This is a genomic window from Sulfuricella sp. (assembly GCA_041651995.1).
GTDB lineage: Bacteria > Pseudomonadota > Gammaproteobacteria > Burkholderiales > Sulfuricellaceae > Sulfurimicrobium.
Genome location: JBAZID010000003.1, coordinates 219,631 through 243,191, shown reverse-complemented (window position 1 = coordinate 243,191; position 23,561 = coordinate 219,631). Strand labels below are relative to the sequence as shown.

Annotated in this window: 19 protein-coding genes; 7 read left to right on the top strand and 12 right to left on the bottom strand. The window is 57.4% G+C overall.

What is annotated here, in order from left to right:
* Nucleotides 1-7: 7 nt before the first annotated feature.
* Nucleotides 8-622 (bottom strand): class I SAM-dependent methyltransferase, encoded by a 615-nt coding sequence (locus tag WC392_07495; protein MFA5242204.1) that lies wholly within the window; start codon nucleotides 620-622, stop codon nucleotides 8-10.
* A gap of 38 nt (nucleotides 623-660) precedes the next feature.
* The gene (gene thiO, locus WC392_07490) at nucleotides 661-1,743 is read right to left on the bottom strand and encodes a glycine oxidase ThiO (GenBank protein ID MFA5242203.1); all 1,083 of its coding nucleotides are present in this window, start codon (nucleotides 1,741-1,743) and stop codon (nucleotides 661-663) included.
* Between the two features lie 120 nt (nucleotides 1,744-1,863).
* Here thiO and WC392_07485 point away from each other — a divergent pair, with 120 nt between their 5' ends.
* The 6 genes from WC392_07485 to WC392_07460 are packed head-to-tail and all read left to right on the top strand — an operon-like array spanning nucleotide 1,864 to nucleotide 9,754.
* Nucleotides 1,864-2,358 carry a GspH/FimT family pseudopilin gene (locus WC392_07485; GenBank protein MFA5242202.1) on the top strand — a complete coding sequence of 165 codons (495 nt, stop codon included), beginning with the start codon at nucleotides 1,864-1,866 and terminating at the stop codon, nucleotides 2,356-2,358.
* Between the two features lie 30 nt (nucleotides 2,359-2,388).
* A complete protein-coding gene (pilV, locus tag WC392_07480) occupies nucleotides 2,389-2,901 on the top strand; it encodes a type IV pilus modification protein PilV (GenBank protein MFA5242201.1) in 513 nt (170 codons plus the stop codon).
* Nucleotides 2,898-3,653, top strand: a complete 756-nt coding sequence (locus WC392_07475; protein MFA5242200.1) for a PilW family protein — start codon at nucleotides 2,898-2,900, stop codon at nucleotides 3,651-3,653. Before pilV ends, WC392_07475 begins: the two co-directional genes overlap by 4 nt.
* 20 nt (nucleotides 3,654-3,673) lie before the next feature.
* The gene (locus WC392_07470) at nucleotides 3,674-4,306 is read left to right on the top strand and encodes a pilus assembly protein (GenBank protein MFA5242199.1); all 633 of its coding nucleotides are present in this window, start codon (nucleotides 3,674-3,676) and stop codon (nucleotides 4,304-4,306) included.
* A gap of 4 nt (nucleotides 4,307-4,310) precedes the next feature.
* Nucleotides 4,311-9,269 carry a PilC/PilY family type IV pilus protein gene (locus WC392_07465; protein ID MFA5242198.1) on the top strand — a complete coding sequence of 1,653 codons (4,959 nt, stop codon included), beginning with the start codon at nucleotides 4,311-4,313 and terminating at the stop codon, nucleotides 9,267-9,269.
* A gap of 50 nt (nucleotides 9,270-9,319) precedes the next feature.
* Nucleotides 9,320-9,754 (top strand): type IV pilin protein, encoded by a 435-nt coding sequence (locus WC392_07460; protein MFA5242197.1) that lies wholly within the window; start codon nucleotides 9,320-9,322, stop codon nucleotides 9,752-9,754.
* 337 nt (nucleotides 9,755-10,091) lie between these two features.
* On the opposite strand, the gene WC392_07455 is transcribed toward WC392_07460, so the two are convergent.
* The 4 genes from WC392_07455 to WC392_07440 all read right to left on the bottom strand — a co-directional run bounded on the left by WC392_07455 (nucleotide 10,092) and on the right by WC392_07440 (nucleotide 15,034).
* Nucleotides 10,092-12,338: an arginine/lysine/ornithine decarboxylase gene (locus tag WC392_07455; GenBank protein MFA5242196.1), complete on the bottom strand. Its 2,247-nt coding sequence runs from the start codon at nucleotides 12,336-12,338 to the stop codon at nucleotides 10,092-10,094.
* Nucleotides 12,339-12,386: 48 nt separating this feature from the next.
* Nucleotides 12,387-13,331: a S49 family peptidase gene (locus WC392_07450; GenBank protein MFA5242195.1), complete on the bottom strand. Its 945-nt coding sequence runs from the start codon at nucleotides 13,329-13,331 to the stop codon at nucleotides 12,387-12,389.
* 82 nt (nucleotides 13,332-13,413) lie between these two features.
* Entirely contained in the window at nucleotides 13,414-14,070 is a 657-nt protein-coding gene (locus WC392_07445) for an HAD-IA family hydrolase (protein MFA5242194.1), read from the bottom strand.
* Complete coding sequence (locus WC392_07440) at nucleotides 14,054-15,034, bottom strand: RluA family pseudouridine synthase (protein ID MFA5242193.1); 981 nt, start codon at nucleotides 15,032-15,034, stop codon at nucleotides 14,054-14,056. Before WC392_07440 ends, WC392_07445 begins: the two co-directional genes overlap by 17 nt.
* 516 nt (nucleotides 15,035-15,550) lie before the next feature.
* Between WC392_07440 and WC392_07435 the strand changes: the two genes are divergently transcribed.
* Entirely contained in the window at nucleotides 15,551-18,286 is a 2,736-nt protein-coding gene (locus tag WC392_07435; GenBank protein MFA5242192.1) for an Rne/Rng family ribonuclease, read from the top strand.
* A gap of 73 nt (nucleotides 18,287-18,359) precedes the next feature.
* Here WC392_07435 and rlmD read toward each other — a convergent pair whose 3' ends face one another.
* The 6 genes from rlmD to WC392_07405 form a co-directional block, all read right to left on the bottom strand.
* Nucleotides 18,360-19,655, bottom strand: a complete 1,296-nt coding sequence (gene rlmD, locus WC392_07430) for a 23S rRNA (uracil(1939)-C(5))-methyltransferase RlmD (GenBank protein ID MFA5242191.1) — start codon at nucleotides 19,653-19,655, stop codon at nucleotides 18,360-18,362.
* Entirely contained in the window at nucleotides 19,645-20,031 is a 387-nt protein-coding gene (locus WC392_07425) for a VanZ family protein (protein MFA5242190.1), read from the bottom strand. The genes rlmD and WC392_07425 overlap by 11 nt, the downstream gene beginning before the upstream one ends.
* A 6-nt stretch (nucleotides 20,032-20,037) precedes the next feature.
* A complete protein-coding gene (locus WC392_07420; GenBank protein ID MFA5242189.1) occupies nucleotides 20,038-20,814 on the bottom strand; it encodes a 3'-5' exonuclease in 777 nt (258 codons plus the stop codon).
* A gap of 134 nt (nucleotides 20,815-20,948) precedes the next feature.
* Complete coding sequence (locus tag WC392_07415) at nucleotides 20,949-21,374, bottom strand: YdbL family protein (GenBank protein ID MFA5242188.1); 426 nt, start codon at nucleotides 21,372-21,374, stop codon at nucleotides 20,949-20,951.
* Entirely contained in the window at nucleotides 21,371-21,553 is a 183-nt protein-coding gene (locus WC392_07410; GenBank protein ID MFA5242187.1) for a hypothetical protein, read from the bottom strand. The genes WC392_07415 and WC392_07410 overlap by 4 nt, the downstream gene beginning before the upstream one ends.
* A gap of 10 nt (nucleotides 21,554-21,563) precedes the next feature.
* On the bottom strand, nucleotides 21,564-23,525 hold the full coding sequence (locus WC392_07405) for a hypothetical protein (protein MFA5242186.1): 1,962 nt from the start codon (nucleotides 23,523-23,525) through the stop codon (nucleotides 21,564-21,566).
* Between the last annotated feature and the right edge of the window lie 36 nt (nucleotides 23,526-23,561).

Genomic DNA, 23,561 nt, shown 5'->3' with positions numbered 1-23,561 from the left:
GCGGGTTTTACTTCCGGATAAAGCGGCAAAACGTATAAGACTGCTTGCCCTGGGAAGGGGTGATATGGAGGCCGCCAAAGGATTCTGCAAGCGTAAATCCATCACCGGCTTCCCGTTGCAGGCTTTCCGGGCTGTAGCGCACCACATCCAGCCCGCTGCACTGGGGCGGGCCATCGAGCGCGAAGGCCGCCATGATGAGATTTCCTCCGGGGGGCAGGGCGGCGCGGGCCGCTTCCATATAGTGCTGGCGGTCCGAGGCCTCGGTGAGGAAATGGAATACTGCCCGGTCGTGCCATACATCGTATTGCCGCGGCGGGTTGAAACAGGTGATATCCTCGACCAGCCATTTCACCCTGCTTGACGCTTCTCCGAGCCTGGCCCTGGTGGCTTCCAGCGCGGCAGCGGAAAGATCGAGCACAGTCACATCGCTGTAGCCGTTTTCCAGCAAGGCATCCACCAGGTTGGAGGCGCCGCCGCCCACGTCGATAATGGCTGCATTCCTGTCCACGCCGGTCGAGGCAATCAGGTGCAGCGGAATTTCCGGATAGGCCTGAAACCAGCCGACTTCATGCGGCTTGCGGGTGGAGTAGATTTGTTCCCAGTACGCTTTGCGGTCGGACATGACAAATCCCTATATTCAAGTGAGTATGAGAATGTAATTTATTTTGTGCCGACCGGCCAGTGGTAAGGGGTAATGTCGATTGCCTGAGGCCGCCCCAGAATCAGATTGGCCATGATTTCCGCGCTGGCAGGCGCCATGGTGACGCCGTAGCGGTAATGACCGCTGTTGAGATACAGATTTTCCAGTTGCGGGTGGCGATCGATGGTGGGGATGTTGTCCGGCGAGCCAGGGCGCAGCCCGGACCAGTGCTGGACCAGGGGCGTGCTTTTTAGCAGCGGCAGAATCTCGGTGGCCCGAGCATAGAGCATGGCTTTGGCTTCTTCCGTCGTGGTTTTGTCGAAGCCCACGTCTTCCAGTGTGCTGCCCGCCAGAATGTGGCCATCCAGGCGAGGAATCAGGTAAGTGCCGTTTTTCAGAATGATGGTGCGCAAAATGCCCGGCTCTGTCTTGAACAGCAGCATCTGGCCACGAATGGGGCGGATATCCAGATTCAGCGAGTATTCGCCCAGCAAGGCCTTGCTCCATGCGCCCGAGGTGACGACATAACGCCCTGCATTGAGGGTGCCCTGGTTTGTCTCAACAGCGGTGATTTTCTCGCCATCGTTTCTCCACCCCGTGACCTCGGTGTGCTCGGAGATTTCGACGCCAAGCTGTTCCAATCGGCACCGCAAAGCTTTGAGCAGCCTCGGGTTGCGGGCCTGCGTGACGTCAGGAAGCCATAAGGCATCTTCGTCTGTGGCCAGTTCAGGAATGACCTTCCGTGCTCCTGATGTTTCCAGCCAGGTGTCATGGGTGTTACACCATGCTCGTGCGCTATCTGCGGAAAAAGCAGGCAACACCAGCATGCCGCATTGCCGGTATTCGGGATCGATGCCACTTTCCGCACGCAGTTTCTCGGCCCAGGAGGGGAATAAGGCAATGCTCTGCTTTACCAGTTGGTTGACGGCATCAACGTAATCCCACGGCAAAAGGGGATACAGTATTCCTCCTCCAGCCCAGGAGGATTCCTGTCCCAAACCGCCCTGGTCAATTAGCCGTACTCGTGCGCCCTGACTCGCGAGCTCCAGGGCTGTAGCGCATCCTGCAACACCCGCGCCGATGATTATGATGTCATGCGTCACAACTTTACTTTCATGTTTGACCACTTATCCCATTCAGGCAACCGTTTGTCATTTCGTGCTAGCATCGTGCCAACATTTTAAATTATGATCGAATCAACTTAAAAAGGCGTTCATTCGGATATGAAAAAAACCTCCACAGGCGGTTTTACCTTGATCGAGATGATGATTACCATCGCGATCGCCGGGGTGCTCTTGGCAATCGCTGTGCCCAGCTTTAGAGATTTGATTATTAATAACAGTATTTCGACTCAGGCGAATGATTTTATTTCCGGGCTTGCCCTGGCCCGGAGTGAGGCTATCAAGCGCGGGACAAGCGTACGTGTGACTGCGGCAGGCGCTGATTTCGGCAGTGGCTGGACGATCTGGGTGGATGCCAACGCAAACGCGGCTATTGATGCAGGCGAGGCGCTGCGCGAGCACGAGGCGCTTAAAACTGGTTTTGCACTGGTGGGCTCAGGTTTTACAAATAATGCTGAAATTCAATACCGTTCAACGGGTACCAGTGATTCGAGCGGGGTTTTCACCCTCTGTTACAGCGGATATACAGGGCGCTTGATTTCAGTCAGCTTGACAGGCAGGGCGAGTGTCGCCAAAACTGCCAGCGTCTGCCCATAACAAGGAAGGTTGCCAGTTATGTATGCCGGGATGCGATTGCCGCAACAGAAACGACAAGATGGCTTCTCCATGCTGGAGGTGCTGATTGCCATTCTAGTGATTTCGTTTGGGCTCCTGGGCTTGGCCGGGTTACAGGCTGTCGGGCTGAAAAGCAACCAGACGGCCTATCTGCGCTCGATTGCTACCCAGCAGGCCTACGACATGGCTGACCGGATGCGGGCCAACATGACGGGGGTCGGAGCCGGTTCTTACAACAGTATTGCCACCGGCGTTGGATCGGACCCCAGTTGCATATCGACTGGCTGCGATTCATCCCAAATGGCGCAGTATGACCGCTTTGCCTGGAATACCGCCAATGCGGCCCTGCTTCCCGGGGGCAGTGGTAGCGTCTATCGCGCCAATGCGGATTGTGCAACCCTGAATGCCGCGAGCAACCGCTTCTGCGTCAGGGTCAGCTGGTCTGAAAAGTGCACCACGGGAGAAACCGGGTGCGCGACCAATGGCACCATTTCGCGCAATTTCGATGTATGGGTGGCGCCATGAAATCTGACATTTTGAATCTCGTTTTCCAGGCTGAGCCCAATAAAATGCCAATGACCACTTATCGGGAAAAGAGCAAAGAATCCGGCCTGACGCTGGTGGAACTGATGGTTGCCATGACTATTGGTCTTTTTCTTGTCGCCGTGATCGGCACACTCTTCGTTGGCGCCAAGCAGACTTACCGCTCCCAGGACAATCTCTCCCGCCTGCAGGAAAATGGCCGTTTCGCCATGGAACTGCTGGGCCGCAACATCCGTGAAGCAGGCTATACCAATATTTCGTTTGCACCTCCCGCCCCGATATATGCGGCTCCCTCCGCCATCAGTTTTAGTGGCACCGCGATCACAGGCACAAACGGGACTCCGGACAGCATCACGGTCAGTTACGATGCGGTCACCGATTGTCTCAATGCCGCCGCACCGGGCGGCCGGGCGGTGAATGCATTTTCCATCAACGCCAGCAAGCAGTTGATTTGCCTCGGAAATGGCAGCGCGGCATCGCAAGTGATGCTGGATGATGTCGAAGACATGCAAATCCTTTATGGTGACGGCAGTAAATATGTTGTGGCGGGAACTGCTGTAATGGCTAATGTCAGTTCGGTGCGGCTATGTGTACTGATACGCTCGAGCGAAGATAGCCTCGCTCCCCAGAAGCAGACCTATATTGATTGCAATGGCAACTTGGTCACCGCAACTGACTGGCGTATCCGGCGTGCCTTCAGCGCCACTTACAATTTGCGTAACCGTACTTCGTAGTCCCGGGACTGGAAGAAATCATGATTCGCCAAAACTTATTGTCCTCGCCATCATGGAATGCTGAACAAATGGGTTTCCAGCTGGCGCGTCAAGCCACACCAGTTGCCGGCTTGCAGTCCGGCGCAGCACTGGTTACGGGATTGATTTTCCTCGTTATCCTGACCCTGCTTGGCGTTACCGCGATGCAGACTAGCACCATGGAAGAGCGCATGTCAGGCAACGCGCGCGACCGGAATATTGCGCTACAGGCAGCGGAAGCCGCATTGCGCGATGCCGAGAGAGATATCCTGTGCCGGGAAATCGATGGAACAATCGCCAGCACGCAACGAACCTTTGGCTGTATTTCCGGAAAGACCGGCGCTGATGCCACATGCACTGACGGCTTGTGCTGTATAATTAATGCCCCTGGCATTGCCTGTGTAGAACGGCCTGCAGGCCATCCTGTCTACACTGATTTCAGTCTTAGTGCTGCCCCCAGTGTGGCTTATGGCACCTATAGCGCGGCACCCGCGCTTCCCTCTGTCAGCCAGCAACCGCGCTACCTGATCGAGCCCTACCGGAAACAGGAAGTGAACTATTACCGCATCACGGCGCGCGGCTATGGCGCCAACGCCAATACCCAGGTGACCTTACAGGAAGTTTACAAGGAGTAACATCATGAAGCCCGCCCTGAACCGATATATTGCCGGCATCCTTTTTGCTCTCCTTGCTGGAATTGCATCCCTTGGCCAGGCCGCCATGACCATTCCTGCCGGGCCGCTTTATGTGGGTGCCGCCGTTCCGCCGATTGTCATGCTGAATGTCACCAAGGACCAGAACCTGTATCAGAAGGCCTACAACGATTACTCCGACCTGGATGGCGATGGCTATATCGATACCACCTACAAGCATACCATCGACTATTACGGCTATTTTGACAGCTACAAGTGCTATACCTACAGCAGTACCGACCTTCGCTTCGTTCCCGTGGCCGCCTCATACACTGGCACCAAGCCTGCTGCCTGCAGCGGCAACTGGCACGGCAATTTCCTCAACTGGGCCAGCATGTCGCGCATGGATGCCGTGCGCAAGCTGCTCTATGGCGGGCTGCGTTCGACCGATGGAACGGGTGCCGCGGGAATTACCGTTCTGGAGCGCGTTTATCTTCCCACGGATGCCCACTCCTGGGCCAAGTATTACAACCCGGTCATTGCCCAGGCAATGGATCTTAAACCATTGGGGACGTCAGAAACCTGGGCGCAGCGCTATCCGGCGATCAATGCGCTGACCCCGTTTAATCCGGATGCCACACCCGCAGCCGTTACCAGCGGCAGCAGTGTGAGTATTGGTACTGGCAACAAGGTTTTTGCAGTGTCTTCCACTACCGCTTTTTCCTATGGCGATCAGGTATTGATCGAGGATGCAGCCGATCCGAACAATTACATGGTGGGCGCAGTGGGCTGCGTCAATGGTACAGGCATTACCATGTACGACGGCATCGCTGCGGGCACAAGTTCTTGCGCTGGCGGGAGTATCGAGGTGGCTGTTGAAAAAGCGGCTGGCCCCGGCCTCGGTAGCAGCAAGACCAGCTGGAAAATATTCAACTGGACCCAGACCGGCCTGACGATGTGCAATGCCACGCTGGGAGCCACGACCGACCCGCAAAGGAAATCCCAGACCAATACCAATCCGCCGCTGTTGCGTGTGGCCAAGGGCAATTTTTCCCTGTGGAACGCCAACGAGCGCTGGCAGTGCTACTGGCGGGAAGAGGTGACCAGCCCGGCTGAAGCAACGAATGCCATAGGGGTCACGAGAACCAACGGCAATCGGGCCGCCTTGAGCGGAAGTTACGCCAGTTCCCTGGGGCCCAACAAAACGACGGTATCCAGCGGCCGTATCGCCAATGGCGCGAACGCAGCCAACAGCGACTATATCGTGCGCGTGAAAGCCTGCGACAGCACGGCGCTGGGAGATGAGAAATGCGCCAGCTATCCAAGCGGAAACTACAAGCCAATCGGTCTGTTGCAATACTACGGTGAAAAAGGCCTGCTCAAATTCGGGCTGATGACGGGTTCCTACAGCAAGAACAAATCGGGGGGCGTGCTGCGCAAGAATGCCGGGTCCTTATCCGACGAGATCAACACCGCTACGGATGGCACTTTTGTCTTGCCTGCCGGTGGCAACATTATCAACAACCTGAACAAAATGCGTATGTATGGCTACAGCTACGGCGATGGCACTTATGCGGTGGACGGTACCAGCGGCAGCACTTTCTGTGCCTGGGGTGAAACCTCGCTGACGGAAGGAACCTGCCTGACATGGGGTAACCCGATGGCTGAAATGTATGCCGAGTCCTTGCGCTATCTGGCCGGCAAGGCAGTCACAGCCACTTTCAACGCCAACGATTCGGCACTCATCAGCGGCCTGACTACCGCAGCCTGGGTCGACCCATTGAGCAACACCAACTACTGCGCGCCGCTCAATGTCCTCAATTTCAACGCCAGTGCGTCTTCCTATGACAAGGACCAGATGACTGTCGCCGCTGATGTCGGGTCCAATGCCGTGACCGACACTAACACGGTGGGAAGCGAGGAAGGTATTACCCACGGTTATGTTGGCAATAGCGGGACACTCAACAACGATATCTGTTCCGACAAGGCCTTTGCCTCGCTGGGCAGTATTTACGGTATCTGCCCGGAAGGTGCAGGTATCGAGGGCTCATACCTCATGTCCGGGGTGGCTTACCATGCCCATATCAATCGTATCCGTCCGAGTACGGATTTTCCGGATATGTTATCTACTGATTTGAAGTCACTGAAAGTCAGTACCTACGGCATTTCACTGGCAACCAACGTGCCAAAAATCACTGTACCAGTTGGCACCGGATCAGTCACCATCATGCCGGCTGGCCGGCTGGATGTAACCAACGTCGGTAAGGGCTATGGCGGCGGAGCGTTGGTGGATTTCAAGATTATTTGCCAGATTCCCATCGGCGCTTCCTCCACAACCATAACAACCATCACCAAAGAAAGCGGCGGCATGTGCGGTGCAGCAGGGAGTGGCGCCTTTTATGTTAACTGGGAAGACAGCGAGCAGGGCGGCGACTACGACCAGGACATGTGGGGCCGCATCAAATACCAGGTCAATATTGACAATACCATCACCATCACCACCGATGTGGTGGCCGAGTCCACAAATATGGATTTTGGCTTTGGGTATGCGGTCAGCGGCACCACCAAGGATGGCCCTCACTTTCATTCTGGTATTGAAGGTTTCTCCTATACCGACCCCACCCCTGTCACCGTCACAGGTGATTTGACTCACATCAATGCCAGCGGCGGATGTAGCAGTTGTGCACCAGGTGATGGCGCTACATCTGTCACTTACACGCCTTCCGGCACCACGGCCGGCGTAATGCAGGACCCCCTCTCCTATGCAGCCAAGTATGGCGGCTTCAAGGAAGAAAAACTCACCACCAACAACAAGCCCGATCTGGTGGATGAATGGGACAGCAAAAAAGCCGATGGCACTGATGGGCACGATGGCATACCGGATAATTTCTTCCAGGTGACCAACCCCAATGCCCTGGAAACAGCGCTGGATAAGGCATTCCGGGCCATGCTCAATGAATCTTCCGCGTCTTCGGTGGCAACCAACTCGACTTCGCTGCAAACGGGAAGCCGTATTTATCAGGCCCGTTTCAACAGTAATTTCTGGAGTGGTCAGTTACGGGCGCTTGACCTTGACCCCATAACCGGTGACGTGATTGAGCCGGAAGCATGGGATGCCGGCTCTGTCATCAATGGCCAGACCGGTAGCCGCAATATCATTACCACGGGTCTGGATACCAGGGACGGTATTCCGTTTACCTGGGCAGCCATTTCAGTACAGGCGGATACAACCCAGATGGACTGGCTCAACAAGAATGAGCTGGGGGTAACAGACAGCCTGGGTTCCCTGCGCGTTGATTATTTACGTGGCAGTGCAGCGAATGAAGGCAAATCCGCAGGGAAATTCCGTGAACGCACCGAAAGCAAACTCGGGGATATTGTCAATTCCAGTCCGGTTTACGTAGGTGTTCCTGAGGCAGGCTGGGGCGGTGCGACTTATAAGCAGTTCAGAGTTGACAACTTGAGCCGCAATCCGATGATCTATGCGGGTGCGAACGACGGCATGCTGCATGGTTTCGATGCGGCGACGGGCGAGGAGAAAATTGCCTACGTGCCCAGCGTGGTCTATTCCAATCTGAGCAAGCTCACCGGCCAGAGCTATGCGCACCAGTATTTTGTCGATGGCACCCCGATGGTGAACGATATTGAACTCAATAGTGGAGTCTGGAAAACCGTGCTGGTGGGGGGGCTGAACTGGGGCGGGCGTGCTATCTACGCACTCGACATCACCGATCCCTCCACTTTTTCGGAAGGCAATGCGGGCACTATCGTGATGTGGGAATTCACCAGCAGCAATGACGGCGATCTGGGTTATACCCATGTCCAGCCGACTTACCCGCCCTTCAAGGGGATCTCGCAACAGATCGTCAGGATGTACAACGGCAAGTGGGCGCTGATCGTCAATAACGGCTATAACAGCGATAACGGCAAGGCCGCATTGTTCATCTTCTTCCTCGATCATACGGGTGGCACCTGGACGCTGGGCTCGGATTACATCAAGCTGGTGGCGGATAATGCCGGGCCGGATAACGGGCTTTCTACACCCATGCCATACGATATCAATGATGATGGCGTGGTGGATTTCGTTTATGCCGGAGATCTGAAAGGCAATTTGTGGAAATTCGATGTTACCTCGACTAACCAAAACGCCTGGAATGTCGCATTTGGCGGTAGTACGCCCTTGTATGTCGCAAAAGACAGTGGCAACAACCGGCAGCCAATTACTACCGCGCCCCAGATGAAGCAGCATACTCTTGGCGGGGCGATGGTATTGTTCGGCACTGGCAAGTATCTGGAAAATGCGGATACCACCACCTACAGCACGCAAAGCTTTTACGGTGTGTGGGACAAGGATGGAACCACGACTGTGACGGGTCGCAGCCAGCTCAAGGAACAGTTGATAAAGGAAACACAAACCTTCACACAGACGGCCGGGGCAATGTTGACCCATAGTTACCGCGTGACCACCAAGGCTTTTAACCCCGCCGTTGACTGGGCCACCTACTATGGCTGGTACATGGACTTTCCCGCGCAGGCCGTAGCAACAGATCCGGGCGAGCGCATTGCCTATAATCCTTTGCTGCGCAATGACCGGATTGTGTTCCCCACCCTTATTCCATCCAATACGCCCTGCCTGGCGGGGGGTAGCTCCTGGCTGATGGAACTGGATGCCCTGACCGGTAATCGACTGGGTGTGTCTCCATTCGACAAGACGGGAGAAGGGACGTTTGATTCCGCGGACCTGTTGACCGGCACTACGGAAGGCACGGTGGCAGCAGGCGGTATCAAACCCGCAGAAGGCGGCATCATTACCACCCCTACCGTGGTTAGGAACAAAGATGGAGGAAAAGACAAAGATAAGCCATGTGAATACAAATATGCCAGTAGTTCAACTGGTGCCGTGATCAAAACCCCGGAAAGCTGTGAACCTCCTGGGCGAATTGCCTGGCGCGAGATTATTCAGTAATACAAGACGGGGAATCGCTAATGTTTCCCCTAAAGGGAGGTTAACAAGTTATGAAGAATCCAAGGTCGAGCCGATCAACTCATGCCGCCAAGGGCTTTACCTTGATCGAGCTGATGATTGTGGTGGCGGTGGTCGGTATCCTTGCCGCCATTGCCTACCCCTCCTATCAGGACAGCGTGCGGAAGTCTCGTCGCGCTGACGCCAGGTCTGCGTTGCTTGAACTGGTACAGTTTATGGAGCGCAATTACACGCTTTCCAACCGCTACGACCAAACCAGTGGTGGCGCAGCAGTTGCATTGCCGTTTACGGAAACACCCAGGGACGGCGCCACCAGGTACTATGATCTGACGATTTCTGCGTCTGCCCAACAAAGCTTTACTCTGAGTGCGGCGCCAAAAAACGCACAGTCATCTGACGTGTGCGGCACCTTGAGCATCACCAATACCGGGGCCAAGGCTGCTACCGGGACGGGGCAGTGTTGGTGATGAGGGGCCTGATAAACCTGAAATATCAGGATTATTGATCCGGCACATTTTATCCCGGGCTGTCGGCCTGTACCCGTTAAGGAAGCGCTGATTTGTTCCGTAGCCCCGTCATTGCGAGCGTAGCGAAGCAATCTTGTTCTTTGGCAATCAATAAGTTACAGATTGCTTCGGCGCTTCGCTCCTTGTGTACGATTCCACACGGGCTTCAGCTCGTAGTGGATCGGAATCCCGAGGGGCAATGACGATTAAATCAGCACTTCCCTAGAGCAGAAAGATGCCCGCCCCGTGAGTGCGTTTCATGGCGATTTTCTGCTTCTGTCTGGCTTGGCGGCGGCGATTAGTCTTGTCTCACGCAATCCACATAGTAGCGCTTCTTGCCATCGACAGATTCCTGCACCAGTCCGTGAATATCGGTTTCGAAGCCCGGGAATTTTTCGTTGAAATCACGTGCGAACTTGAGATAACGCACGATGGTGTTGTTGAAGCGTTCGCCCGGGATCAGGAGGGGAATGCCCGGTGGATAGGGCGTGAGCAGCACGCTGGTGACGCGGCCGGCCAGGTCGTCGATTTCCACCCGGTCGATTTCGCGGTGCGCCATTTTGGCGAAGGCGTCCGCCGGTTTCATCGCCGGCTCCATGTTGGAGAGGTACATCTCGGTGGTGAGGCGTGCGATGTCGTTGGCCTTGTAGATGCCGTGGATGCTGTCCGACAGGTCCTTTAGCCCGACCCGCTCGTAGCGCGGATGCTTGGCGACGAATTCCGGCAGCACGCGCCACAGCGGCTGGTTGCGGTCGTAATCGTCCTTGAATTGCTGCAATTCGGTGAGCATGGTGTTCCAGCGGCCCTTGGTGATGCCGATGGTGAACATGATGAAGAAGGAATACAGGCCGGTTTTTTCCACGATTACGCCGTGCTCGGCCAGATATTTGGTGACGACTCCCGCCGGTATGCCGGACCCGGAGAATCCGCCTTCCATGCTCAGTCCCGGCGTGATGATGGTGGCCTTGATCGGGTCCAGCATGTTGAAGCCCGGTGCCAGGTTGCCGAAGCCGTGCCAGTGCTCGTTGTCGCGCAGCATCCAGTCTTCGCGGTCGCCTATGCCTTCCTCTGCCAGATTGTCCGGCCCCCAAACCTTGAACCACCACGAATCGCCGAATTCTTCATCCACCTTGCGCATGGCACGGCGGAAATCCAGTGCTTCGAGAATGGATTCCTCTACCAGGGCGGTGCCGCCGGGCGGCTCCATCATCGCTGCCGCCACGTCGCAAGAGGCAATGATGGCGTATTGCGGACTGGTTGAGGTGTGCATCAGGTAGGCTTCGTTGAATACATCGCGGTCGAATTTTCCGGTATCCGAATCCTGAACCAGAATCTGCGAGGCTTGTGACAGGCCCGCCAGCAGCTTGTGGGTGGACTGGGTGGCGAAAATCGTGGATTCCTTGGGGCGTGGCCTGTCCTTGCCAATGGCGTGCATGTTCTTGTAGAAGTCATGAAACGTGGCATGCGGCAGCCAGGCTTCATCGAAATGCAGGGTGTCGATTTTGCCGTCCAGCATGCTCTTGATGGTTTCCACGTTGTAGATCACGCCGTCATAAGTGCTCTGGGTGATGGTGAGCACGCGTGGCGAGCCCTTGGCTTCACGCGCGAACGGGTTGGCGGCAATTTTTTTCTTGATATTTTCCCACTTGAATTCTTCCAGCGAGATCGGCCCGATGATGCCGTAATGATTACGCGTCGGGGTCAGGAAGACGGGGATCGCTCCAGTCATGATAATGGCGTGGAGGATGGACTTGTGGCAGTTGCGGTCGACCACCACCACGTCGCCCGGCGCCACGGTTGAATGCCATACCATCTTGTTGGAGGTGGATGTGCCGTTGGTGACGAAAAACAGGTGGTCAGCGTTGAAAATCCGTGCGGCATTGCGCTCTGAAGCCGCGACTGGACCCGTATGGTCGAGCAGCTGGCCGAGTTCATCCACTGCATTGCACACGTCGGCGCGTAGCATGTTCTCGCCGAAAAACTGGTGGAACATCTGCCCCACCGGGCTCTTGAGAAAGGCTACGCCACCGGAGTGGCCGGGACAGTGCCAGGAATAGGAGCCATCTGCCGCATAATGGGTCAGGGCGCGGAAGAATGGTGGCGCCAGCGAGTCCAGATAAGCCTTGGCCTCGCGCACCACGTAGCGGGCGATGAACTCCGGCGTATCCTCGAACATGTGAATGAAGCCGTGCAATTCCTTCAGCACATCGTTGGGAATGTGGCGTGAGGTGCGTGTTTCGCCATAGAGGAAAATCGGGATCTCGGCGTTGCGGCGGCGAATCTCCTCGACAAAGGCGCGAATCTGGGCCACTGCGTGTTCCGCCTCTTCCGGCGTGGTGAACTCTTCGTCGTCGATGGACAGGATGAATGTCGAAGCGCGGCTCTGCTGCTGGGCGAATGAAGTCAGGTCGCCGTAGCTGGTAGCGCCCAGAACCTCCAGGCCTTCTTCCTCGATGGCCTTGACCAGCACGCGGACGCCAATGCCGCTCGCATTCTCCGAGCGGAAATCTTCGTCAATGATAACTACGGGAAAACGGAATCGCATGACTTCTCCTTCGCGCCATGGAGGAGCAGGCGCTCCTCCAGTGGTGGATTAACGCAAACTGACTGAACTGGATGAGAGTGGGGCAAGCCAGCTTCTGGCCGTGGCCGCGCCAAACTTTTGAGCTATGCGCTCGGCAAAACCTTCCTGCGGTGTGTAATCCATCATCTCCTCGGCCTTGATGATTTCACGCGCAACATATTCGGCGCTGCCCAATTCATCTGCCAGGCCGAGCTGGATGCTTTTTTCACCACTCCAGACCAGGCCGCTGAACATCTCCGGCGTTTCCTTGAGGCGCTTGCCCCGGCCCTGGCGCACGACCTGAATGAACTGGTTGTGAATCTCGCCCAGCATCTCCTTGGCGTACTCTTCCTGTTTGGGGTTGGCTGGGGAGAATGGGTCGAGGAAGCCCTTGTTTTCTCCCGCTGCCAGCAGGCGGCGCTCGACGCCCAGTTTGTCCATGGTGCCGGTGAAGCCGAAGCTGTCCATGATGACGCCGATCGAGCCAACAATGCTGGCCTTGTCGACAAAAATCTTGTCCGTGGCTGCGGCTACGTAATATCCACCCGATGCGCAAATATCCTCCACCACTGCATACAGCGGTGTGTTGGGGTATTTGGCGCGCAGGCGGCGAATTTCGTCATTGATGTAGCCGGCCTGCACCGGGCTGCCACCTGGACTGTTGATGCGCAGAATAACGCCCTGGGTATTTTTGTCCTTGAACGCGGACTGCAAACCATTGATCACCCTTTCGGCATTGGTGTCCGCGCCGATGCCGATGACGCCGTGCAGGTCCACGACAGCGGTATGTTTGCCGGAGCGGGATATTTCACCATGATCCATCCAGCCCATGGCCAGCGCCAGCAGTACAAGCAGGTAGATGAAAGTCAGCAGCTTGAAAAAAATCCCCCAGTGGCGCGAGCGGCGTTGTTCCTGCAGCGCGGAGAAGGCTAGTTTTTCAAGGGTTTTACGTTCCCAGTTGTCGGGATCGGACATGGTCGTCGGCTTCTTTTGGCAAGGATTTGAAAGGGGGGCTATTTTACCCGAATTGGCTCATGGTGCAGCCTTAATATGTCAATCATGCGTTTTCGCGCAGCCATTGACGCAATTCGCCGAAAGTGTCGGCGCAGGCAAGGGGGGCAAATCCCACCAGGCCTTCTCTTGGATGGGCGCCATAAGCTGCGCCCAGGCAGGGAACCCCGGCGTTGACAGCCATCTGCAGGTCGTGACTGGTATCGCCGATCATGAGGGTTTTGTCAGGAGAGGTGCCCAATCGTTCCATCAGTTCCTGCAACATCTGGGGATGCGGTTTGGAAAAGCTTTCGTCAGCGCAGCGGGTGGCATGGAAATATGGTCTCAGGCCGGTATGGTCGAGCACCCGGTCAAGTCCGCGGCGGCCTTTGCCGGTGGCGACGGCGAGCAGGAAGCCCTCTGCATGGAGTTCCTGAATGGCTTCGTCAGCGCCTGCAAAGAGCGGTATTTCAGCATCCTGGGCCATGAAATGAACGCGGTAGCGTTCGGCCAGACGGCCATAATCCGTCGCTTTCATGTCGGGGAACAGGGCGGCAATTGCTTCATTCAAGCCCAGACCGATAATATGGCGCGCCGCAGCTTCGCTGGGTTCGTCTGCGCCGATATCCCGGCTGGCAGCCTGGATCGAGGCCACGATGGTGGCGGCCGAGTCCATCAGGGTGCCATCCCAGTCAAAAACCAGAAGATCAAATTGTTTCGGCATCGTCTTGCTTGTCCAGAGAGCTCAAGAATTTTTCCAGTTCCTGCGGTAGCAGTGCTTCGAGGGTAAGTTGCTCGCCGCTGATCGGGTGCCGGATTACCGCCTTATGTGCGTGCAGGAACATGCGTTTCAAGCCTTTGCGCTGCAATTCCTTGTTCAGAGGGAAGTCGCCGTACTTGTCGTCGCCAGCGATGGGAAAGCCGAGGTGGGCGAGATGAACGCGGATCTGGTGCGTGCGCCCGGTCTTGAGCTCGGCCTCGAGCAGACTGAAATCCTGCCAGCGTTTTTTCAGGCTGAAGATGGTATGCGAGGCCTGGCCGTCTTCGCGCACACAGACGCGGCGCTCGCCTTCCGCAGTCAGATATTTGAACAGCGGGAGTTTTACGTGGCGGCGTTCGTCTGGCCAGGCACCCTTGACCAGTGCGTAATAAAACTTGTCCATTCCGCCCTCGCTCGCGCGCCCTCCTTCGCGCATGGCTTCGTGCAGTTTGACCAGGGCGCTACGCTTTTTTGCCAGCAGCAGCACGCCGGATGTTTCCCGGTCAAGACGGTGAGCCAGTTCGAGAAACTTGAGTTCGGGGCGCTCCAGGCGGAGCTGTTCAATGACGCCACGGCTGATGCCGCTGCCGCCATGCACGGCCATGCCGGAGGGTTTGTTGATCACCAGCAGGGCGCTATCCTCGAAGATGGTGCAGGATGCCAGCCTGGCGCTGACGGGCTGAGGGTTGACGGGTTCGCGCCGTGCCATCTGCACCGGCGGAATGCGCAGCATATCGCCCAGAGCCAGCCGATAAGTAGCATCGACGCGTTTCTTGTTGGCGCGCACCTCCCCCTTGCGCAAGATCCGGTAAACATGGCTTTTGGGAACACCCTTGAGCCGCTTCAGCAGGTAGTTATCGATGCGCTGACCTTCGCCGTCTTCGCCTATGGTGACCATGGCGACGGAATTTTTGCCCAATTCATTCATTTTGCTTATACTAGCCGGGTTGTGCTGGTAAGGGAAATATTCCATATTATCCGCAACACGGTTTCTGCAACAAATACAGTCAGCGCTTCGCTCATAAGGAAACGTGGCTGGAACTGGTTACAACGCTCACCATTTATAAGTAGCGATAGTGGTATTTGCGCGCTCTGATACAGGCGATATTTTCAAGTTTTGCCCGAACGATACGCCCCGCATAGGACGCCCGACACTGCCTGGTTTACAGGCTTGGGCGCGGTGGGGATGGAGCCGGACATGGTCCGGTTGCCTGAATGTATTTTGGTTTGTGGCCCGGCATTTGATGGCGTTAAACGCATCGTGCCAGCGTCAATAGTTCTGGTGCAGGACGACAAAATTTAGTAAACAACCCGGTCCGGGAAATTGATTGAAAATCATAACAACATGATTCGATAAAGATAAACCGCATCCTTGCGTGCTTCTTAAATTAAGGTGCGTGAGGAGGGTTGTTTTGCCCCGTGGAGAGCGCGGGGGAAATATGTAATGAAACGCATGCTGTTCAACGCAACTCAGGCTGAGGAGTTGCGCGTAGCGATTGTCGATGGTCAGAAACTGATTGATCTCGATATCGAATCAGCCGGAAAAGAACAACGCAAAAGCAATATCTACAAGGGTGTCATCACCCGCATCGAACCTTCCCTGGAAGCGGCTTTTATTGACTATGGCACGGACCGTCACGGTTTTCTGCCATTCAAGGAAGTCGCGCGCAGTTTCTTCAAGCTCCCGGAAGGCGTGGAACCCTCCAAGGCACGTATTCAGGATGCGCTGAAAGAGGGCCAGGAACTCATCGTTCAGGTCGAGAAAGATGAGCGTGGCAACAAGGGCGCCGCGCTGACCACCTTCATCAGCCTGGCTGGCCGCTATCTGGTCCTGATGCCCAACAACCCCCGTGGCGGTGGCGTATCGCGCCGTATCGAGGGTGAAGACCGCGAAGAATTGCGCGAAACCATGTCTCAACTGGAAGTGCCTGCCGGCATGAGCATCATCGCTCGCACTGCTGGCATTGGCCGCACCCTCGAAGAACTGCAATGGGACATGAATTATCTGCTCCAGTTGTGGCGCGCCATTGAAGGGGCTTCCACCATACAGAACGGCGCTTTCCTGATTTATCAGGAAGGGAGCCTGGTGATTCGTGCCATTCGCGACTATTTCCAGCCGGATATTGGCGAGATACTGATCGACACTGCCGATGTGCACGAGCAGGCGGTGCAGTTCATGAGTCACGTCATGCCCAACAACGTGGGCAAGGTCAAACTTTACTCCGACGATGTGCCGCTATTCTCCCGTTTCCAGATCGAACACCAGATCGAAACCGCATTCTCGCGAGAAGTTTCCCTGCCCTCCGGCGGTGCCATCGTGATCGATCACACCGAGGCGCTGGTCTCGGTGGATGTCAACTCCGCTCGTGCCACCCGCGGTTCGGACATCGAGCAGACCGCATTCAATACCAATCTTGAAGCGTCGGACGAAATCGGTCGCCAGCTGCGTCTGCGTGACCTTGGCGGTCTGGTCGTGATCGATTTCATCGACATGGAAAGCCAGAAAAACCAGCGCGAAGTCGAAAACCGCCTGCGCGATGCATTGCATCACGACCGTGCACGGGTGCAGATGGGCAAGATTTCCCGTTTCGGCCTGCTCGAACTGTCACGCCAGCGTCTGCAGCCTTCGCTGGGTGAAACAAGCCATATCCCATGTCCGCGCTGCCACGGCACCGGCCATATCCGTGGGGCCGAATCGTCCGCCCTGCACATTCTGCGCATCCTGCAGGAAGAGGCGATGAAGGAGAACAGCTCCGCCATCCACGCTCAGGTTCCGGTGGATGTTGCAACTTTCCTGCTCAACGAGAAGCGTGCCGACATCTACGGCATCGAATCGCGCCACAAGGTCAGCGTGGTGCTGATTCCCAATATTCATCTTGAGACGCCGCATTATTCGATCGTGCGCTTGCGTAATGAAGATGTCGTCGAAGATGCGCCACCCAGCTACAAGATGGTCGAGTTGCCAGCTGAGGCCGCAGAGACTGATATTCAGTCACAGGAAGCCAAGCCGCCGCGTCCGCAGGCCGCGGTTCGCGGTATCACACCGGCTCAGCCGGCCCCGACACGTCCGGAGCCGGTACTCGAGACGCCATCTATTTTTGGCAAGATCAAGGGGTGGCTGCAAAAACTGGGTACAGCCAAGGAAGAAGTGCCCGTCGAGAAACCCAAGGCGCCAGCCCAGCGTGCGCGCCGTCCGGAGCGTGGCCCGCGCGAGCCGCGTCAGGGCCAGGAGCAGGGCGGCCGTGGTCAGGAGCAGGGCGGCGGCCGTGGCCAGCAGCGCCGGGGCGGAAGCCAGGGTGAAAATCGCGGTGAACGGGGTGAACGCAGTGAGAATCGCGATCGTGGTGAGCGCGGCGAAGGGCGCGGCGGCCTGAAAAAAGAACTGGCAGCCAAAGCTGAACGTGTTGTGCCGCAGGCATCCGTAGTCGTGGAAAAGGGACCTCAGCAGGCCGTGGCCGTTGGCGAAGCCGGAACAGAGGGGCGCGGCAAGCGTAACCGCCGCGGCGGACGGCGCGAGCGCGAACGGCGTGAGGAGGGGCGCCCGGTCAGTGATGCTCCGGCTGAATCCGTAGAAGAAAATAGTGCGGTGATTGCCTCTGCTGTAATGGTGGAACAAGCCATTGCGCCGCTTGTGGCAGAACAGGCAGTGGCTCCTTCCACGGTTGAAACCGTTGTGCCGGTGGCTGTGTCCGCGGAAATTGAGCCAGTGCAGCCCGAAGCAACGCTTGTCGTGGATGAGCCCAAAACCGCAGAGCCGGAAATAGCCGTTCCTGAAGCCGAGGCCGAAGTGGAGATTCAGGCGCCTGCGGTTATTGCATCCGAAGCCCCGAGCCCGGTAGTTGCGGCCCCGGTGGAACATTCGGCTGAACCGGTTTCGACACTGCAGCAGGTCGAAACCGCGGCGGCAACTGCCGCAGTCGAAGCGGACGCCGAACAAGCGGCAAAACCCCGTTCGCCGCGTCGCCGCCGCCGCCCTGCAGCAGCGGTACCGGAGAGCACTGAGGGCGGTCTGGTTCAGGTTGAAACCCGTGCCGAGCGTCTTCAGCGGCTGGAGGCCGCGAGCACTGAGGAAGCCGTTTCCGGGCCAGCAAAGCGGCGTCCTGCTCGTGCCAAGCAAGTCACGGAGGAGTCTCCGCAGCCGCTCATGCAGGTGGAAACGCGCAAATCAGAAACGGTGTAGCCGGTTTCAGGCAAATAAAAAAGGTGGCTTCGGCCACCTTTTTTATTGGTGCAGCTTGAATCTCGCCCGCTCGTTATTTTTCGAACAGCGTGATGGATTCGACATGCGCAGTATGCGGAAACATGTTGGCCACGCCCGCAGCTTTTAGCGTATAGCCCTGATCATGCACCAGCAGGGCGGCATCGCGTGCCAGGGTGGATGGATTGCAGGAGATATACACGATGCGTTGCGGGCCTTTGCCCTCCAGCGCCTTGATTACATCCGCTGCGCCGTCGCGTGGCGGGTCGATCAGCATCTTGTCGAAATGGCCGAGTGCGGCCAGGCTTTCCGGGGTGGCCTGAAACAGGTCCGCCTGTCTGAATTCTGTCATCTGCGCCAGGCCGTTATATTCGGCGTTCGACACGGCGCGGGCCACCAGGGCGGCGCTGCCCTCCACGCCGACAACCATTGCTCCGCGCCGGGCGATGGGCAGGGTGAAATTGCCCAGGCCGCAGAACAGGTCGGCGATCCGCTCACCCGGCCGGGGGTCGAGCAGGGCAAGGGCGCGGCGTACCAGCAGGCGGTTGATGACCGGGTTGACCTGGGTGAATTCGGTGGGCTTGAATGGCATGGTGATGCCGAATTCGGGCAGGGTGTAATTCAGGGCTGGTGCATCCAGCGGGTAGAAGGGGTGTACTGTGTCCGGTCCCTTGGTCTGGGTCCAGAACTGGACGGCATGCTGATCCGCAAAGGCCTTGAGCAAATCTTCATCAGTGGGTGAAAGCGGCTCAAGAATCCGCAATACCAGCACGTTCACGTCCTGTCCAAGGGCGATTTCGATCTGTGGCAACTGGTCGCGGATGGAGAGTTTCCCTACCAGTTGCCCCAGCGGCTCGATCAGGGCGGAGATGTGCGGGGGCAGAACTTCGCAGCAGTGCATGTCGACCACGAAGCTGCTGCGTTTTTCATGGAAACCCACCAGAACCTTGCCTTTCTTGCGCGACATGTCTTTCACCGAAATCCTGGCGCGCTGGCGGTAGCCCCAGGCTTCGCCATGGATGGCTTGCAGGATGGACTGGGCCTTGACCTTGCCGATGTGCCACAGGTCGTCTTCCAGCACCCGCTGTTTGACCGCCACCTGGCCGGATTCTTCCAGGTGCTGCATGCTGCAGCCGCCGCACACGCCGTAGTGCGGGCATTTCGGTGCCACCCGCATGAAGCTTGAACGTATGACTTCCTTCAGGGTGGCCATTTCATAGCTGGGTTTTTTCTTGAATACGGTATAGGTGACTTCCTCGCCCGGCAGCGCGCCTTCGATGAAAATCACCTTGCCATCCACGTGCGTAATGCCACGTCCTTCGTGGTCCAGGGATTCGATGCTAACGGTCATGATTTGATGCCAATCTCGCGTCAAAACGGGTCAATAGAAATTGTAAGGGGGTGGTGTTAAGTGTCCAGCCAAGCGCAACGCCCAGGCTGTCGGCCAGCAAGTCCAGCCAGTCGGCGGAACGGTAGCCGCTCCAGCCTTGCAGCAGCTCGATGATCCCGCCGAAGGCAACGCAGGCAAGGGCCAGATAGAGACGCTGGGAGCGAACGGAATAAATCTGGCAGAACCAGCCCATCAGTGCGATGTAGGCGATCAGGTGTTCCAGCTTGTCGGCATGGGGAAATCGCATGGGCGCGGGCGGCGAGGGGATGAGTGAGGTGTAGGCGATCAGGAAAATGAGCACCCAGCCGATAGCCAGCCATGTCGTGCGGTAAACCATCACAAATCAGGCGGCCCAGGCATCCAGGAATTCGCGCCAATGGGCGGCATCGATTTTTTCCAGCTGGCTGCGAACCAGGCTGGATTCTTCCTGGTATTGAGCGGGTGTGAGCACGCCGCGCATCAGCTGGAAGCGCAGGAATACCAGATAAGTGTTGACCACATCGGTCTCGCAGTAATTACGGATGACCATGATTTCGCCGCGCTGGAAAGCGTCCCATACTTTTGAGCCATCCATCCCCAGTTTGCCCGGGAATCCGCACAGCTGGGCGATCTGGTCGAGCGGCGCGTTGGCGCGCGGCTGGTAGAGCGCGATCAGATCCATCAGGTCGAGATGGCGGGTGTGGTAGCGGCTGATGTAGTTGTTCCACTTGAACTCGCGGTCGTCCTCGCCCATGTCCCAGTAGCGCGGCGCCTGGATGCCGTGCATCAGGGCGCGGTAGTGCAGCACCGGCAGGTCGAAGCCGCCGCCGTTCCACGACACCAGTTGCGGGGTGTATTTTTCGATGCCTTCGAAGAAGCGCCGGATGATTTCGGCTTCACTGTCCTCCGCGCTACCCAAGCTCCACACGCGAAAGCTGTCGCGCTCGCGCAGGGTACAGGAGATGGCAACCACGCGATGCAGGTGGTGCTGCAGGAAGTCGCCGCCGGTGGCTTGTCGCCTTTGCTGGAAAGCGATTTCCGCCACCTGAGCGTCCGGGGTGTCCGCACTCAGGTTGTGAAGCGCGCGTAGCCCTGCAATGTCAGGAACTGTTTCGATGTCGAAAACGAGGGTAGGGGTCATTTGAATTAGGGCAAGGCACTAAGCCACAGAGAACACAGAGGAAAGCAGTTTGGTTCCAATCTCTGTGCTCTCTGTGCTCTCTGTGCTCTCTGTGAACTCTGTGAACTCTGTGAACTCTGTGGCAAATTGTGAAATCACTTTTGTGTCCACGCGCCGCTCGGGCTCTGGAACCACCAGCCGGAAGCGGCCTTGCTGATCCAGCGCTGGGCGAAAGTCGAACGCACTTCCTCTTCCCATTCCGGGTGGCCGTTGGCGCGCGCGATTTCGCGATACAGCGCCTTGCGGTCCTGGTTTTCCGCCGCGACCAGCGAATTCATCGCCTGCCGCTGGGCCAGTGGCGCGGCGGCAGGGTCACGCACTGCAACCAGCCCGTCGCGCGTCAGGCCCACCGCGCCGCTGGCGTAGAAGCTCGCCAGATCGCCATGGCGCTGCTGCATGACATTTTTCAGACTGGTGATGGCGGGGGTGTTGATTTCCAGGTCGGCGGCGGCCAGAGCCAGCGGGGACCACCACAGGGCGAATAGAAACAGCCAGGAAGAAAGGCGGGTGATGGTTTTCATTTTGTTTCCCCTTGCGTTTCAGGTTGCGGTTTTGCGCCCTGCTTGAGTTGCCAGATGTCGTCGATGATCTTGTCTGCGGCTTTTTCCGCGGCGGCGGCCGGGAAATAGATGTTGATGGTGACGCATCCAGCAGTCACGCCACCCAGCAGCACGGCTGCTGCCAAAAGAGTCGTTTTCATGTGGTCCTCGCTATTGAACTATGGGCTTGGCATTGCCTTGTGTCACCCGCTGCAGGCGGGCAATCAGCTCATCCCAGCCGACGCTGCGATTGTAACCGATTACCGTAATCGCCGGTATGCCGCCCCCTTTGACAATGACGTAGCCATTGGGCGCGGCTTCGATTCCATCCATCAGGCAGATACCGTTTTTCAGGGCGCATGACAGGCCAAGCCGGCTATAGCCGAATTGCTCGAAAAACCCCAGGAAGCTGCGCTGGATCGCGGCTGCGGCGCCTGCCCCGCCGAGGGCGGATATGTTCTGTACCGCGCGCTGTGAAATCTTGCGCGGATAATTGCCGGGGCTGCTGCGCACGGCGGCATCGAATTTCACCGGCTTCCAGTTGGAAAGTTCCAGATCCTTGACCGTCACATCGATGCGCCCCTGCATGCTGCCGAAGGAAAAAGCGCGCGTAAGCAGGTCGAGGTCCAGATTGCGCATGTCGAGGCTGGCCTGCATGCGCGGCGCATGGCCGAGCACATCGAACAGAACCAGATCCTGCAGCACCGCCGTGCCGTCAAAGGCTTTGACCAGCAGCGCACCATCCAGCGCCAGTTTGCCCGAATCGTAATGCACGCGTGGCACAACGCCGGCCAGGGTGCCGTGCATTTTTGGCAAGTGCAAGGCAGCGGAAAGCTGTTCCATGGAAACGGGCGTGAGTCCGCCCTCGAATTCCCAGCGCCAGCCCTCTGTAGCCTGGGCGGCCCGGAAATTCTCGATATTGAGGCTGCCGCCCAGAATCGGGATGCCAAGCCGGGGAATGCTGATATTTTTGTCCTGCAAGTGAATCGCGCTCTTGAACCCGCCGATTGGCAGCGCCAGCACCCGCCCACTACCCATGTCGAGATTGGCCACGCTTGCCGACCGGGCGCGCCACGGCAGAGTCAAATGCACGTCGTTCAGCGCGAAGCGCCCTTCCTTGTCCTGGAGCGAAGCCTGGTTCAGGGTCAGGTCCAGCGCCTGAACCTCTCCGCTGGCAATGCGGCTGGAAAAGCCGGCTTTGCCAGCCGCAGCCGACTTGGCGAGGGCGGTTTTTTCCAGAAAGGGCAGCAGGAAGGTGGCATGGAGCGGTTCAAGATTCAGTTCCTTGCCCTCAACTGCCGCCGTAACAAATTGCCGGGCAGCCAGGTCCCACACGGCAGAGGCGCTGACCTCGCCGATTGCCGGCCAGCTCAGCACACCTCGCTCCAGTTCGATGTGCTTCAGGTTGGAGTGCCCGCTGGCCGAAAGCTGCACGCCACCACCGCTGACATAAATCGGGTGCCAGTAGATTTCGCCCTGATCCCAGGAAGCATGACCCTGCCAGACCATGTCCTCATGTTTTTGATGTGCCTTGAAAGTCACTTTTCCGCTGATTTTTTCGCCGGCATGAAGGCCGCTGGCATTGCTGAATGCAAGTTTGTTGAGCCGCAGATCGGCGTCAGCAGCCAGCAGTTTCGCGCCGCTGCCACTTAGCCGGAATTTGCCGCTGACGCTCCCCGCGCCCGGGGAGGGGATATTCGCCGGTAGCCAGGGTTTGGCGTGAGCGATGTTGCCTTTTTCGATGTTGGCCACGACTTCCCAGCGCTCACCCCAGCGTGCATCGATCCGCCAGCGCTCCTTCACGGCGGGGCTGAGGTCAAGACTCAGCCGTTTTTTATTGGGGGCGAAACTGAAGCGCACCGGCCAACTTTGTTTTTCTTTCAGCGTGCCCTGATCGCAGGCGATGGTGTCGTGCTCGAGCCGGATTTTCGGGCAGCTGAGATGGAGATTTTTCCAGGTCTGCTCCTGAAAGGTGAATTGCCCGATGCTCGCCGTGAAGCGGTCGTTTTCCAGGCGAGCCGCAATCCCCCGGATCTGGAACGAAGGGGCGACGATATCCTCAATGCTCAGGCTGATTTGCTGGCCATGGGCAGAAGAAGACATGCCCAGCAGAAGGAGGAATGCAGGCAGCAAAGAAAAAGGCCGGCAGCTAATAGCTGCCGGCCCTGA